Here is a 14,980-nt window from a genome sequence, read left to right on the forward strand (position 1 = left end):
CAGCTCTGCTCGGCATCGCTCATCCGGTCAGTTCAGCTCCTTGGCCAGATACCGTCCGGTCAGACTGTCCTGGTCGGCGGCCAGGTCCTCCGGCCGACCGGTGAAGACGACCCGGCCGCCGTCGTGTCCCGCCCCCGGCCCGAGGTCGATCACCCAGTCGGAGAGCCGCACGACATCGAGGTCGTGTTCGATGACGATCACCGTGTTGCCCGCGTCGATGATCCGGTGGAACAGGGCGACCAGGTTGCGCACGTCGGCCATGTGCAGCCCGGAGGTCGGTTCGTCGAAAACGAAGATCCGCCCGTTGTCGGTGAGCCGGCTCGCGAGCTTCACGCGCTGCCGCTCACCGCCGGAGAGTTCGGACAGCGACCGGCCGAGGGTGAGGTAGCCCAGTCCCACGTCCACGAAGGCTTTCAGCCGCCCCTTGACCGTCCCGCCGATCTGCTCGACGGCCTCCTCCACCGTCGTCTCCAGCAGCTCGGTGACCGTGCGGCCGTACAACCGGTACTGCAGCACGTCAGGGTGGTAGCGACCGCCCCCGCACGTCTCGCACGTGACCGTGACGGGGTCGAGATAGGCCATGTCGCTGGTCACGCTCCCGCGCCCCTTGCAGGTCGGGCAGGCACCCTCGGCGTTGAAGCTGAACAGTCCGGGTTTGACCCCGTGCACCCGCGCGAACTCGTGGCGGATGTGGTCCCAGATCTTGGCGTAGGTCGCGGGGGTCGACCGGGGATTGATGCCGACCGCGCTCTGGTCGATGACGACGACACCGGGGTTCTGTTTGGGCAGCACCTGCGTGGTCAGCGAGCTCTTCCCCGAACCGGCGACCCCGGTCACGGCCGTGAGGACGCCGAGGGGGAAGTCGACGTCGACGTCGCGCAGGTTGTGCAGGTTGGCCGACCGGACCGGAAGGCAGGCGTCGAAACTGCGCGACCTGGACGCCGGGAGCGGTTCACACAGCCCCCTGCCGGTGGCGGTGCCGCTCGCGGCGAGTTCGGCCGGTGTGCCCTCGAACACGATCGATCCGCCGTGCTTGCCCGCCCCGGGACCGATGTCGATCACGTGGTCGGCGGCCTCGATGACCGCACGGTTGTGCTCGACGACGAGGACGATGTTGCCCTTGTCCCGCAACTGGTACAGCAGCGCGATCAGCCGTTCGACATCACGCGGGTGCAGGCCGGTGCTGGGCTCGTCGAACACGTAGATCATGCCGGTCAGGCTCGATCCGAGGTGGCGCACGGTCTTGAGGCGCTGCCCCTCACCACCGCTGAGGGTGAGGGAGGAACGGTCGAGGGAGAGGTAGCCGAGCCCGACCGTTTCCATGCGCCGCAACGCGGCGATCGGTTGCGCCAGGAGTGAGGCGTCGCCGATCGTGGCCTCCATCGCGACGAGCGTGTCCAACAGCTCGGTCACCTGCATAGCCGACAGGTCGGCGATGTTGCGCCCGTCGATGCGCGAGTCGAGGACCGCCCGGGAGAGCCGAGTGCCGCCGCAGGCGGTGCAGGCCGCCATGTCGACGACCTTCTCGACGTGCTTGCGCTCCTTGGCTTTGAGCGAGTCCAGGCCGGGCTTGATGTACCGCCGCGTGAACCGCTCCACCAAGCCTTCGTAATCGTTCACCGAGACGTTGCCGAATTCGTCGGGCCGGGTGGTCTGGAAACCGCCGCCGTGCAACAGGAGCCCCAGTTTCTCCTCGGAGTAGTCCTGCAGCGGGAGGTCGGCGTCGAACAGCGGCTCACCGAGGCGGGAACCGGGCTGGTCGACGTGGAAGTGGGCTGTCGCGTAGCGCTTCCAGTAGTTCGTGCCGACAGCGAAGTTGGGGTGCTGGATCGCTCCCCCGTTCAGCGACTTGGACCGGTCCAGCAACCGGTCGACGTCCAGGCTCAGCACCTGGCCCAGCCCCTCGCACTCCGGGCACATCCCCTCCGGCGCGTTGAACGAGTAGGCGGTCGACTCGCCCGCGCTCGGACTTCCGTGCCGGGAGAACAGGACGCGCAGCATCGGCTGGACCTCGGTGAGGGTGCCGACCGTGGAGCGCGCGTTGCGGCCCAGAGCACGCTGGTCGACGACGATGGCCGGGGCGAGGTTCTCGATGTATTCGAAGTCGGGGCGCTCGAACTTCGGCAACCGGTTCCGAATGAAAAGCGGGAAGACCTCGTTGAGCTGCCGCTGTGATTCTTTGGCGATCGTCTCGAATATCAGCGACGACTTTCCCGATCCGGATACTCCGGTGACCACGGTCAGCGCCGGTGAGGGGACTCGCACGGTGACACCGTTCAGGTTGTTCGCACGGGCCCCGTGGATGACGAGTGCCGGCCTCGTACTGTTCACCGTGTTCTACCTACTTTCATGGATTATTGCTGGTCGTTCACGAGATCGGTGACTCCGGCACCCTCCAGGGCTCCGGGTACGGCGGTCGCGGCGGGGATCACGTTCCGGCACCACGTCCGAAGCGCCCCCCTCTGGTCAGGAGGCTGGCCGCGAACCGGCTCAGCGGAAGGTCGAACACGTCTTCCACCTGGGAAAACCAGTCGGCGCTGATTCTGCCCAGGTTCTGGAACCGTTCGACGACCGGTCGACGGGCCTCCTCGTACGCGGAAAGCGCCCGAGGGAGGTCGTCGGCGGCGGCCAGGGTTTCCACCAGTACCAAGGCGTCTTCGAAAGCCAGGTGCGTACCGCTGCCGATCGAGTAATGCGCCGTATGCGCGGAGTCGCCGACCAACACGATGTTACTGCGGAACCACGGCCGTACCGTCCGTTCTCGGAACTTCCGCCAAATCAAGTCCTTTCGCGCAGGATCAGGACGAACGGAAAGGCCGAAAAGAAGTGTGAGATCGTCCGGGTCGAGCGCTCTCCGCCCTTCCACCAGAAAAGTGCTGGCAGAGTCGCTGAACGGATAGGCGTGCGCCACGTAACAACCGTCGGCCGTTGATTCGGCCAGGAAGGTCAGTGTCTCCAGGGCCTGGTCGAGACCGAGCCAGGCATAGGGCGGGCCGACCTCCTCGACGGTGGTGGTGAAACCGGCCCGGTCCGCCAGCGAGCCCGCGCCGTCGGCGCAGACCACGAGGTCGTACGAACTCGAAAGGGCGGAGAGTTTGGGCGCTTCGCGCTCTCGGAGGACCACGCCCTGCGCGCGGCACGCCTCCCACAGCAGCCTGTTCAGTGTGGAACGCGCGATCGCCGCCATCGGCGGGGCGGCCGACGTCGTCCACGGCTCGCCGTTTCTGCTGACACTCGTCTTCTCCCAGCCGACCATGTGCCGGGCCACGGTGTCCGCCAGGTGTGGCACGGCGCCGCGGAGGAGGTCGAGCGATTCCGGGGGGAGGATCACGCCGAAGCCGGCGGTCCCTCCCCGGTTCCGTTCCCACACGACGACGTGGTCCGCCGCCCCGCGCTTCTTGAACAGCAAAGCGGTGAGGAGCCCCGCCGGCCCTCCGCCGATGACCGCGACCCTCACGACCTCACCCCGGACCGCTCCCCGACGATGGACGAGAGCCGTGTGGCCACGGTGCGCACCGATGGCATGTCCTCCATCTCACGCTGGATCGCGACCGCGGCCTTGCGCTTGGCGGAGGAGGCGAGCACGTCGGTGGCGGCCTTGGCGAGTTCGGCGGTGTCCAGCCCGTTCGGGTCGAGCATCGTGCCCGCACCGCACGCCTCCACCGCCTGGCCGTTGCTCATACTGACCGTCCCGGGCATGGGCATCACCACCTGCGGCAGGCCCGCGGCGAACGACGTCAGCACGGTTCCGGAGCCGCCGTGGTGGACGATCGCGTCCGCCTGGTCGAGGGCGAACTTCAGCGGCAGCCACCGCTCGATCCGCACCCACGGGGGCAGCGGGTCCGGAAGGCGGTCCATGGCCGCTCCGCCGGAGAGGATCACCGCTTCGCACCCCGTCCCCTCCAGTGCCTCGATGATGCGACGGTAGGTGTCTCCCCGCTGGGCCTGGGCTTCGGTGGTCCCACAGGTCAGGATCATTCGTGGCGCGTCACGCCCGCCGAGCAGCCACGGGGGCACGTCTCCGGAGCCGTTGAAGGACCCGTACCTCATGCCCAGCCGGTGGCGCGGAGTCCCGTTGGTCCAGGGCAGCTCGGCGAAGTTCGGCAGCGACGGCGGCAGCACGTCCACCTCGACCTCCGCCTCCGGGACGCGGTCGGGCAGGTCGTCCCGGTTCGCGAGCATGTGTTCCAGGGCCGGGGCGAACGTGGGGAGCGGGATCCCGTACCCGTGCAGCACCCCCACGGCCCCGAGCGCGTGGGCCGCGACCAGACCGCAGGCGTGGATGCCCGGGTACACGACGGCCTCCGCGCCCCACTCCCGACCGATCCGGAGCAGGTCGTCGAACATGCGTAGCCCCACGTCGCCGAAGTAGGCGCCGTGCACCCGCAGGGCCTCAGCGTCGTCCGCCGCGTGTCCGGACTCTCCGCGCACGATGACTTCGAGCAACCGGTCATAGGGCTCTCGGGCGCCGAGCCGCCCGCCCGCATCGACGGTGGTGAGCCCGGCGCGGCGCGCGGCCTCGGCCGCCGGGCCGGTGGTGGCCACCAGGACATCGTGGCCGTCCAGGGTGAGCTGTTGGGCCAGCGGTACCAACGGCAGGACATGGGACACGACCGGCATCGATGTGAACAGGTACTTCATGACGTGGAGGTCACCCTTCCCAAATGATCCAGGCTGAGTCGACCGAAACCGGTCGTGGGGTCGGCCAGGTCCAACGGCAGGTCGAAATGGTCCCGGTCGGGGACGACGTGGGAGACGACCGGGAGGGCGGAGGAGGCGAGGTGGGCCTCGTACGCACGCTGCTGGCGCAGATACGTGCGGGTCTCGTACCGGCCCGCGGCGAGGAGGACCGCGTCGCACCGCGGGGCCGGCATCCGCAGCGGGCTGCAGTCCTTCGCGGTCGCTCGGGTCAGGCCGAGGGCGTCGTTGACGTAGGTGTCCGGGATCTCGGCCAGGTCGTACAGGCCGCTCAGCAACAGGGCACCCCGCACACGGGGCGTCGCGGCATCGGCCAGCGCGCACGCGAGCAGGTGGGCGCCCGCGCTGCTGCCCGCGACGTACACCCGGTCGGGATCGATGCCGTAGGAGGGTCCGCTGCCGGCGATCCAGGCCAGGGCCCGCTTCACCGAGGCGACCATGTCCGGCAACGTACGCTCCGGCGCCAGGCCGTAGCCGACGGCGACGTAGGCCAAGCCGTGGGACACAGCGTTCTCGGCGGCGAAGCACGCATCGTCGATGCCCGATTCCTGCCAGTGCCCGCCGTGCACGAAGACGAGGGCGGGGCAGCCGGGACCGTCGGCCGGGAACACGTGGCACCTCTCGCCGGACTCGTCCCCGTACGGCACGGACTCCTCGGCCCGGAGCCGGCTCCGGGCGGCGTCCCCGCGTTCCCGGTACAGCCGTAGCGACCGCCGCGGTTCGCGCGCGACGGAGCTCGGGGAGTACTCGAGGTCGAGGCGGTCAGACGGCATCGGGTTTGCTTCCCTCGATGACGCCGTGCGGCGTCCAACCGTGGCCGCGGATGCGCGCGATATCGACGAACCCCGTCTCCTTCAACCAGGCCTCGTGCTCACACCACTGGTAGATGGTCGCCTCGTCGGCGGGCAGCGTCGCGAAGTAGACGTTGTCCAGGGCCGCGTAGAGTGGTCCGCACCCGTCATCGTCGGCGAACGCGTTGAAGACCGCGACCCTCCCGCCTGGCCGCAGCGCGTCGTACGCCTTCTTGAGCAGCTCCTGGTTCTGCTCCGGTGACCAGATGACGAACTGGTGCGCGAACAGGATGAGATCGGCCCCGCTCGGCCAGGGGTCGGAGAACATGTCGCCGACAACGACGTCGATGCGGTCGGAGAGCCCCGCGGCGCGGATATTGTCCCTGGCCACTTCGGTGGCGCCCTCAAGGTCGAAGACCGTCACCTTCAGGTGGGGGTGGGAGCGGGCCAGCGCGATGGCGTTGACCGCGTCACCGCCGCCGACGTCGAGCACGGTGGCCGTGTCGCGGAAGTCGACCTGGCTCAGCAGCACCGGATTGGACAGCTCGGACCATGAGTGCATACCCCGGAAGAAGAGGTTTTCGAGCTCGGGCGACTGCTCCAGCCGGGTGTACAGGTCGTTCCCCCTGCCGGGCAGGTGCTTGAGCCCTTCGTTCTCCCCGGTGCGCAGTGACTGCGCGTACTCCGTCGCCGGAAGGTAGGAGAGCCTCTGCTGGAAATCGAGGATGTTGCGGATCAGCGGCCACGTGCCGTCCTCGATCGCGTCGCGCAGTGGAGCGCTCGGCACATACGTGCCGTCCTCACGGTCGGTGAGCCCGAGCGAGGTCGTGCCGAACAGCAGCTTGCGCGCCGACTTCGCGGGCAGGCGCAACCCCTCGGCGACCTGCTCGCAGGTCGACGGGCCGTTCTGGGTGAGGTACTCGAACAACTGGAGTTCGGAGGCCGCCCGCAACTGCTGGAACGCGGAGAACCCGAAAATCAGCGGAACAAGGGACTCAAGGTCTGCTTTGCCCGTCATGTCTTAGCTCCGATCAGTTCGACAATCTCTTCCTCACCGACGACGCGTCCGGCGGTGAGCGCGTCATGGGTCATGGTGTGGAGTCCGTGACCGCGCCGGATCACGCGGCACTGGTGCTCCGGCGCCCTGTCCCCGCCGGGTCCGTTCATGGCGTCCTCCCGCGCTCGGGGTTCTCCAGACGGGTCCGGAACGTCCACAGCTCCGGGAAGAACCGGTGTTCGTTGATCTCCCGCAACCAGGAAGCGCCGTCCGTTCCGCCCGTCCCGCCCTTGCCGCCGAGCATCCGCTCGACCACGAGCAGGTGCGTGGCACGCCATCGCGAGAACTGGTAGGCGACCTCCAGCAGGCACTCCGCGAGCCGGTGGGGGCCGCGGTGGCGCCGCGGGTCTGCGTAGATCTCCAGCCACACGTCCTCGACACCGGTGCTCGGTTCGTGCTGTCGGTTCGGCGGACGCCGCAAGCAGGACACCGGTACCGCGAAGCCCCGCCGGTCCAGGTAGTGCAGCGCGGCGTCGTACAGCGACGGCTTCGCGAGCTCCGCCCGCACCTGCTCGGGCCCCTCGCGCAGGGCGGCCCGGGCGTGCCGTCCGGGCCGGTTCCCCAGGACGAACTCCAGGGTGCGGTAGGCGAAGGACTGCACGCCCGACGCGTCGTCGAGGACATGCCGGAACGCGACGAACTCGTCGGCGGACATTCCGTTCATGGACTCCCAGCAGGCCACGAGGACGCCCTGGCTGCGGACCGCCCGGGCCAGGGCCAGGCAGGCGCCGTCGAGGTCGTCGTGGCCGAGCGCGGTCCTGGCCGAGTCGAGGTCGTCGGTCACCACCCGGAAGAGCAGTTCCTTGACCTGGCTGATCAGGAGGAAGCTGAGTTCGCCCCGGACGTCGCTGCGCGGGCACTGTAGTTCGTGCAGCTCGTCCATGCGCGCGTACGAGACGTACTCGGGTACCCCGGTCATCGTGATCTCTCCAGGACGTGGGCGAGTTCCCGCGCCGCGTGCCACACCTGGACGTGGCTCACGTACAACGGGGCGAAGGCGATCCGGATCAGGTCGGGCGGGCGGGAGTCGAGGAGGACACCGCGATCGGCCAGCTCGTGCTCGACCTTCGCCGCGTCGGGGACGTTCAACGCCAGGTGACCGCCGCGGCGGGCGGCCTCCCCGGGAGAGGCGAGCTGCCCGAGGAGGCGGGGGGAGCGCTCCCCGGCGCATGTGAGGAAGAAGTCCGACAGTGAACGGTTGCGCCGGCTCAGTGCCTCGATCCCCGCCCGTGTCAGCGGGCCCAGGGCATGGTGCAGCGCGACGAGGCTGAGAAGTGGCGGGGTCCCCGTCCGGGCGCGGTCGATGCCGTCGGCGGGAACGAAGTCGGGGGACATCGCAAACGGTGCCGCGTGGCCGTGCCACCCGGACAGGGGCAGGTCCACGGTGGGCTGCAACCGCTCCGCGACGTAGAGGTACGCCGGCGCTCCGGGGCCTCCGCCCAGGTACTTGTACCCGCATCCGACCGCCAGGTCGACCCGGTTGTCATCGAGGTCGGTCGGCAGGACCCCGGCCGCGTGGCTGAGGTCCCACACCGTCACCGCGCCCGCGGCGTGGCAGCGAGCGGTCGTCGGCCCGATCTCGCGGAGTTCGCCGGTGCGAAAGTCCACCGGGGCGACGATCGCGGCGGCGATCCGCGACCCGTGGGCCTGAAGGGCCGAGTCGAAGCCTGCCGCCGACTCGACGAGCAGTCGTCGGCCGAGAAGGCGTGCCACCGACTGTGCGATGTACAGGTCCGTGGGGAACGCGCCGGCCTCGATCAGCAGGAGCGGCCGTTCCTCACGCAGGCGGCAGGCGGCCACCACCGCGTTGAACAGCGTCGTCGACGTGGTCTCCCCCGCGACGACGACCTGCCCCGGCCGGGCCCCCAGCAGCGTTCCGATCGCGTCGCCGACGGTACGCGGCAGGTCGAGCCAGCCATCGGCGAACCACCCCTGTACCTGCCGGGGCGCCCACTGGCGGTCCACCACCCGTTCGAGTTCGCCCAGCAGGTCTGCGCGCGGAGGACCCAGTGAATTTCCATTCAGGTGCACGAGACCACCCACGGAAAACTCGTCCGCGCATCCGGAAAGCGGATCTTCGGCATCTCGGCGCTTGGCCTCATCGAGCGTTTCGCGCATGTCCCCCCTTTCAGGCTTCGAACCGGGGGCGGCTCCTGCGCCCCGCCGTACGAACGTAGCCGAGCAAGAGGATCCCGCACCATCAAAGATTGATCAGCCCATTGTCAGAGATCTTCTGAAGCTCTGGACCAGGTGCCCGGCCCGCGGGCGTCAGATCGACGGCGGACCGACCAGTACCGGCGCCCAGGGCGTGCTTTGCGGACCATTCCGGGCTCGCGACCGCCGGGCATCCTCTCCCCGCACCGGCGCGACCTGGTGATTTATGCCCGTCCCGAGAAAATTTTAGGTCCTCTGAATATCTTCTGATTGCCGACCGCACCGTGCTCACCGAGCATAAGTCAGGAGTATCACCAGCCATGGGGGCTTCATGAACCGAATCGAAATCGCACCGAAGTTCAACCACATAGCCATCCAGACCGATGACGTCGACTCAACGATCCGTTGGTATGGAGATTTCCTGGACGCCACCGTCGAATGGAAACTCGACACCTTCTCCCCGCTCACCCTCGAACGGCTCCCGGGGATCAGGAAACTCGTGGAGCTGAAGGCGGGGGGAGTCCGGTTCCACGTCTTCGACCGGAGCGACCACTCGCGGACCGGACCGCCTCCCCTCGACTACCAGTTCCAGCACCTGGGGATCGAGGTGGACGAGCCGGCACACCTCGTCGAGCTGCGGGAGCGCTGGCTGCGGGTGCGTGGGTCCAGTACGGGGATCCGCTGGAACCGGGACGAGCCCCCGTCGGAGATCGTGGTCGACCCGGACGGAATGCAGAGCCTCTACGTCCTCGACCCCAACGGGCTCGAGATCGAGTTCATCTACTTTCCGAAGAGGAAGACATGACCGCACCGGACGAGCAGGCAGCCTTCCTACCGCGAACGCTCCGCCTTCCGCCGGCCGGGCACGGCTACAGCGAGGACGATGGTGACCCCTCCGTCGTCCATGCCCTCGGCCAGGAAAAGTACGAACTGTTCGGCCCCGCGTGCAAGGACGGGTTCAACCTCTTCTGGTACCGATGGGTGACAGGGCACCAGATCTCGTTCCTTCTCTGGCGGCTGGTGGGTGACGTCCTCGAACGCAGCTCCCACCGGGCGCCGACGCGCCGGGAACGCGTAGCGATGGCGGCGTGCGTGGACGGGTACAGCACGATGCTGCTCTACTCCGCCACCGTCCCCCGCGAGCTCTACCACACGCACATCCGCGAGCGCATGGCGCTCCAGCACCCCGCTTTCAGCGGGGCCTGGGCGCCTGACTACCGCCCCCTCCGTCCGCTCTTTCGGGCACGGTTCCCCTGGCAGGGAGACCCCTCGTGCGCGGCCCTGCGCGAAGCGATCGAGCTCAACCACGCGATGCACGCCCGCATCGCCGACCATCTCGTTCCGGACGGGCAGTCGCTGCTGCAGAAGCACTCCGGCAGGGCGGGCGTCTCGCAGGAGAAGGAGGACCTGTTCGACGACTTCTTCATGACCGTCCGGCGCCCCGTCAGCCGCTCCGCCCTCACCGACCAGCTGAACTCGCGGATCGCGGGGATCACCGCCGACCTCGACAGCAACGGCCTGTATCCCCTGGTTGACGGGGAGCACCACACGGTCGCCGCGGAGCCGTCGGACGGCGCGCTGGAGCGCCTGGCCGCGAACGTGCTCCTGTTCGCGCATCGCGCCGCCCAGCTCTCAGCCGAGGCGGAGAACTCACTTGAGGAAGCCCACCTATGAAGCACGGCGTCGTGTTGCTGCCCGAGCACGAGTGGAAGGTCGCCGTGGAGCGGTGGCGCGCGGCCGAGGAGCTCGGTTACGACCACGCGTGGACCTACGATCATCTGATGTGGCGCTGGTTCGCGGACCGCCCGTGGTACGGCTCGGTGCCCACCCTCACCGCGGCGGCCATGGTCACCGACACGATCGGGCTCGGGACGCTGGTGGCAACGCCGAACTTCCGGCACCCCGCCGTCTTCGCCAAGGATCTCGCGACGCTCGACGACATCGCCGGGGGCCGCGTCATCTGCGGGTTGGGGTCGGGCGCACCCGGGTTCGACACGAGCCTCCTGGGCCAACCGGAGATCTCCCCGCGCGAGCGGGCCGAGCGGTTCGAGGAGTTCGTCGGCCTGCTCGACACACTGCTCACCGGAGGAGACCTGGATCGGGCCTCGCGCTGGTACACGGTGCGCGGGGCGACCTTCCACCCGCGGGCGGGGCAGGGCCCACGCCTGCCCTTCGCCGTCGCCGCGGCCGGCCCCCGTGGCATGGCGCTCACCGCCCGGTCAGGGCAGTACTGGATCACCAGCGGGCCGCCGAACGACTTCCGGTCGCGGCCCCTGCGCGAGATCGTGCCGGTACTCCGCAAGCAGATGAGCGGTCTCGACTCAGCCTGTGAACGCGAGGGACGCGATCCCGCCGACGTGCGCCGACTGTTCGTGACCGACGCGTCCGCGGGCGGGATCACCGCTTCCCGGACGGCCTACGAGGATGCCGCGAGCGAGCTCGAAGCTCTGGGGTTCACCGACCTCGTCGTCCACTGGCCCCGGCCGGACCATCCCTACCAGGGCGACGAACGGGTCATCCTCGACTTCGCCCAGAGCAACCTGAGCGGGAGACCGTGATGTCCAGCACCAGAGTCGACATGTTCGGCCTCTCCCCCGGCAGGGGGAGCGCGCTGGACGTCCTCGTGCCGGACGCGGCGCACCCGTGGGACGCGACGGCGGTGTCCGCGCACGTACGCGACACCGACGCGCACGAGACCGCCCTGGTGGTCTCGTGCGCGGAACGCGCTTTCGCGACCAGGATCTTCCATCCCGGCGGGGAGAGCCCCTTCGGCACGCACTCCATGGCCGGGGTGGCCGCCTGCCTGGTCGCGGGCGGCCATCTGGCGCCCGGTTCCGATCAGGTCGCACAGACCGCCCCCAACGGCCCCCAGCGGCTCTGGACCGACGGGCACCGCGTCCGGGTGCCGTTCCACGGGCCCGCGGTCCACCACGACGTCCCGATCGACCCCGACCTCGTCTCCCCGTACACGGGTCAGGCGATCGGCGCGGGGGTCGGGCGCCAGTTCACCCTCGTCCGCGTCGGCGAGGACCCGCGGAGCCTCCCGGCCCCCGACCCCGTGCTGATGCGGGAATCGGGCCTGACCGACCTCACGCTCTTCCGGTGGGACCCCGAGCGCCGGCACATGTCGGCGAGGGTCTTCGCCCCCGGGTTCGGCTTCCCCGAGGACGCCGGCTGCCTGCCCGCCGCCAGCGCACTCGGAGTCGCCGCGCTGGGCCTCGACCCCGCATCGCACGGCGTGCCCGTGACGGTGACCCAGGTGACCGCGCGGGGCACCGAATCGGTCTTCACCTGTGTGGGCTCGATCGTCGACGGCACCGCCAACCTCACGGTGACGGGAAAGGTCTGGGTCATGGACCGACAACGCCGGGCGACGTCAGGTCTGTAGTGGGCTGCCATCGCGGAGCACCGGGCCTTCCCCGGCCGCTGACCGGAAAGCCTGACCGCACCGTGGCCGGGGTGGCCGGATCGTGTGCCCGTTCCCCCGGGTCAGTACACGGCTCCTTTTACGCCTGAACGCCCGGGCAGTTCCCGTTCATCTGAAATACACCGCTCACATGATGCTTGGGACAGAAAGGGAAGAATGGAAAGGGACCCATTGCACCATACACCGTGGACATTACCGATCCCAGAAGGTTCCACCTTTCCGAGCACGCCGAAACCACGAGCACGACACCGGCCCGGGGCCCGGACCACGCCCCTGACCAGGATATCCACCGAATATTTCGCACTCCTCGAACGGAAGGCACCGTTGTCGCGCTCAACGAACATGGAGTGGTCAATTGTTCACCCATCTGAGTGAATTCCACGCGTGGTTCGCCCACCGGGGCGAGGTACAGCGCCAGCACGTCACCAGGATCCCCCTCGACGAGCTCGGGGGATGGGCAGCCGACCCCCGAACCGGGAACCTCGTCCACCGAACGGGCGGTTTCTTCACCGTCGCGGGCCTGGACCTGACCCGCTCCGGTCGCGGTGTCGAGGCGTGGCAGCAGCCGATCCTGGTCCAGCCGGAGCAGGGCGTCCTCGGCATCCTGGTCAAGGACTTCGACGGGGTCCCGCACTGCCTCCTCCAGGCCAAGATGGAACCGGGCAACGTCAACGGCCTCCAGCTCTCGCCCACCGTGCAAGCCACCCGGAGCAACATCTCCAAGATCCACGGGGGCCGGGACGTGCCCTACCTCCAGTACTTCACAGCCCCCAGGAAAGGGCTGGTGCTCTCCGACGTCCTCCAGTCGGAACAGGCCTCGTGGTTCCTCGCCAAACGCAACCGCAACATCATCGTCCGGGTGGACGAACACGTCCCGGTCCTCGACGAGTTCTGCTGGCTCAGCTTCCCGCAGATCTGCGCGCTCCTGCGCCTGCCGAACCTGATGAACATGGACACGCGGACCGTGCTGGCCGGGGCCGCCGGGATCAGCCTCAGCGGGGGCGACAGTACCGAGGACTCCTTCCGGGGTGCCCTGGCCCGGTCGCGCGAGGCCGAGGTGTCGCTCCACTCGATGGTCGAGGTCCTCAGCTGGTTCACCGAGGCCAAGGGGCGGTGCACCCTGACCCGGCACACCATCCCGCTCGACAAGGTCAGTGGCTGGTCCCGCCGCGACGGGGCCATCAAGCACGACCTGGACCTGCACTTCTCGGTCATCGGGGTGGCCGTGGAGAGCGACAGCCGCGAGGTGACGCGGTGGCAGCAGCCCATGTTCGAACCCCGGGGCCAGGGGGTCATCGCCTTCCTGGTGAAGAGCATCCGGGGGGTCCTGCACCTGTTGGTCCAGGCACGGATCGAGACCGGCGCCCTCGACGGGGTCGAGATGGCGCCCACGGTCCAGTGCCAACCGGAGAACTACAAGTGGCTCCCCGAGGCCCGCCGCCCCCTGTTCCTGGACGAGGTGCTGGGGGCGTCGGAGGACCGCATCCGGTTCGACAGCGTCCACTCGGAAGAGGGCGGGCGCTTCTACCACGCACGCAACCGCTACCTCATGGTCGAGGTCGAGGACGGCTTCGACTCCGACGTGCCCGAGGACTACACCTGGGTCACCCTGCGGCAGCTGACCGAGCTCGTGAGGTACGGCAACCACCTGAACGTCGAGGCCAGGAGCCTGCTGACGTTCTTCGGATTCTACGAGGAGGAGTGACGAATGGTCACCCACGTGTGGGACTACCTTCCGGAGTACGAGGCGGAGCGGGACGACCTCCTCGACGCGGTGAGCAAGGTGTTCGCCAGCGGACGCCTGGTGCTCGGCGAGAGCGTCAGGGGTTTCGAGGCGGAGTTCGCGGCCTACCACGGCGTCTCGCACTGCGTGGGCGTCGACAACGGCACCAACGCGGTGAAACTGGCGCTGGAGGCGTGCGGGATCGGCCCCGGGGACGAGGTGGTCACGGTCTCCAACACGGCCGCGCCGACCGTGGTGGCGATCCACGGGGCCGGGGCCAGACCGGTCTTCGTGGACGTACGGGACGACGACCACCTCATGGACCCCGACCTGGTCGAGTCCGCCATCACCCCACGGACCAGGGCGATCCTGCCCGTGCACCTGTACGGGCAGTGCGCCGACATGGACGCCCTCGGGGCCGTGGCCGACCGCCACGGCCTGGCCGTCGTGGAGGACTGCGCGCAGGCGCACGGCGCGCGCAGGAACGGTGTGCGCGCCGGGACCACCGGCGACGCCGCGGCCTACTCCTTCTACCCGACCAAGGTCCTGGGCGCCTACGGGGACGGCGGCGCCGTCCTCACCGGTGACGACGCCACCGCCGCGAACCTGCGCCGCCTGCGCTACTACGGCATGGAGGAGACCTACTACGTGGAGCGCCTGCCGGGGCACAACAGCAGGCTCGACGAGGTCCAGGCCGAGATCCTGCGACGCAAGCTCACGCGGCTGGACCTGTACGTCAAGGGACGCCAGGAGGTGGCCCGGCGCTACGAGGAGGGCCTCGGCGACCTCTGCGGGGAGGGCGGGCTCGAACTGCCGTCGGTCACCCCGGGCAACGACCACGTGTACTACGTCTACGTGGTCCGGCACCCGCACCGGGAGGAGATCCTCCGCCTCCTGCGGGAGCGGTACGACATCGCCCTCAACATCAGTTACCCCTGGCCCGTGCACACCATGAGGGGCTTCGCCCACCTCGGCGTGCCCGTCGGCGCCCTCCCCGTCACGGAGCGGCTCGCGGAGCGGATCTTCTCGCTCCCGATGTACCCCTCCCTGCCCCGGGCCACCCAGGACCGGGTGATCACCGCCCTCCGCGAGGTCCTGGAAGGCCTCTGAGGGGACCGTCCGGCTCCTGT

The 14,980-nt window shown here is 69.0% G+C and carries 14 protein-coding genes; 6 read left to right on the forward strand and 8 right to left on the reverse strand.

Annotated elements, in window-relative coordinates:
- Positions 1–27: 27 nt before the first annotated feature.
- The 8 genes from ACFWTE_RS00275 to ACFWTE_RS00310 all read right to left on the reverse strand — a co-directional run bounded on the left by ACFWTE_RS00275 (position 28) and on the right by ACFWTE_RS00310 (position 8,577).
- Positions 28–2,331: an ATP-binding cassette domain-containing protein gene (locus ACFWTE_RS00275; RefSeq protein WP_378776343.1), complete on the reverse strand. Its 2,304-nt coding sequence runs from the start codon at positions 2,329–2,331 to the stop codon at positions 28–30.
- 97 nt (positions 2,332–2,428) lie between these two features.
- Entirely contained in the window at positions 2,429–3,457 is a 1,029-nt protein-coding gene (locus ACFWTE_RS00280; protein WP_378776345.1) for an FAD-dependent monooxygenase, read from the reverse strand.
- Positions 3,454–4,641, reverse strand: a complete 1,188-nt coding sequence (locus ACFWTE_RS00285; protein ID WP_378776347.1) for a glycosyltransferase — start codon at positions 4,639–4,641, stop codon at positions 3,454–3,456. The genes ACFWTE_RS00280 and ACFWTE_RS00285 overlap by 4 nt, the downstream gene beginning before the upstream one ends.
- A complete protein-coding gene (locus ACFWTE_RS00290; RefSeq protein WP_378776349.1) occupies positions 4,638–5,471 on the reverse strand; it encodes an alpha/beta hydrolase in 834 nt (277 codons plus the stop codon). Before ACFWTE_RS00290 ends, ACFWTE_RS00285 begins: the two co-directional genes overlap by 4 nt.
- Positions 5,461–6,507, reverse strand: coding sequence for a methyltransferase (locus tag ACFWTE_RS00295; RefSeq protein ID WP_378776351.1), 1,047 nt, complete (start codon positions 6,505–6,507; stop codon positions 5,461–5,463). Before ACFWTE_RS00295 ends, ACFWTE_RS00290 begins: the two co-directional genes overlap by 11 nt.
- Entirely contained in the window at positions 6,504–6,656 is a 153-nt protein-coding gene (locus ACFWTE_RS00300; protein WP_378776353.1) for a hypothetical protein, read from the reverse strand. Before ACFWTE_RS00300 ends, ACFWTE_RS00295 begins: the two co-directional genes overlap by 4 nt.
- Positions 6,653–7,465 (reverse strand): tryptophan 2,3-dioxygenase family protein, encoded by an 813-nt coding sequence (locus ACFWTE_RS00305; RefSeq protein ID WP_378776355.1) that lies wholly within the window; start codon positions 7,463–7,465, stop codon positions 6,653–6,655. Before ACFWTE_RS00305 ends, ACFWTE_RS00300 begins: the two co-directional genes overlap by 4 nt.
- Positions 7,462–8,577 carry an aminotransferase class V-fold PLP-dependent enzyme gene (locus ACFWTE_RS00310; RefSeq protein ID WP_378776357.1) on the reverse strand — a complete coding sequence of 372 codons (1,116 nt, stop codon included), beginning with the start codon at positions 8,575–8,577 and terminating at the stop codon, positions 7,462–7,464. The genes ACFWTE_RS00305 and ACFWTE_RS00310 overlap by 4 nt, the downstream gene beginning before the upstream one ends.
- Before the next feature lie 454 nt (positions 8,578–9,031).
- On the opposite strand from ACFWTE_RS00310, the gene ACFWTE_RS00315 reads away from it, so the two are divergent.
- The 6 genes from ACFWTE_RS00315 (at position 9,032) to ACFWTE_RS00340 (ending at position 14,960) form a co-directional block, all read left to right on the forward strand.
- Entirely contained in the window at positions 9,032–9,505 is a 474-nt protein-coding gene (locus ACFWTE_RS00315) for a VOC family protein (protein WP_378776358.1), read from the forward strand.
- Entirely contained in the window at positions 9,502–10,374 is an 873-nt protein-coding gene (locus ACFWTE_RS00320) for a hypothetical protein (protein ID WP_378776360.1), read from the forward strand. Before ACFWTE_RS00315 ends, ACFWTE_RS00320 begins: the two co-directional genes overlap by 4 nt.
- The gene (locus ACFWTE_RS00325; RefSeq protein ID WP_378776362.1) at positions 10,371–11,258 is read left to right on the forward strand and encodes an LLM class flavin-dependent oxidoreductase; all 888 of its coding nucleotides are present in this window, start codon (positions 10,371–10,373) and stop codon (positions 11,256–11,258) included. The genes ACFWTE_RS00320 and ACFWTE_RS00325 overlap by 4 nt, the downstream gene beginning before the upstream one ends.
- Positions 11,258–12,088 (forward strand): hypothetical protein, encoded by an 831-nt coding sequence (locus ACFWTE_RS00330; protein WP_378776364.1) that lies wholly within the window; start codon positions 11,258–11,260, stop codon positions 12,086–12,088. The genes ACFWTE_RS00325 and ACFWTE_RS00330 overlap by 1 nt, the downstream gene beginning before the upstream one ends.
- 394 nt (positions 12,089–12,482) lie before the next feature.
- A complete protein-coding gene (locus ACFWTE_RS00335; protein ID WP_378776365.1) occupies positions 12,483–13,832 on the forward strand; it encodes an NDP-hexose 2,3-dehydratase family protein in 1,350 nt (449 codons plus the stop codon).
- Positions 13,833–13,835: 3 nt separating this feature from the next.
- Positions 13,836–14,960 carry a DegT/DnrJ/EryC1/StrS family aminotransferase gene (locus ACFWTE_RS00340; protein ID WP_378776367.1) on the forward strand — a complete coding sequence of 375 codons (1,125 nt, stop codon included), beginning with the start codon at positions 13,836–13,838 and terminating at the stop codon, positions 14,958–14,960.
- The last annotated feature ends 20 nt before the right edge of the window (positions 14,961–14,980 follow it).

Origin of the sequence: Nocardiopsis sp. NPDC058631, from assembly GCF_042716955.1 — a bacterium.
In the GTDB taxonomy this organism is placed as follows: domain Bacteria; phylum Actinomycetota; class Actinomycetes; order Streptosporangiales; family Streptosporangiaceae; genus Nocardiopsis.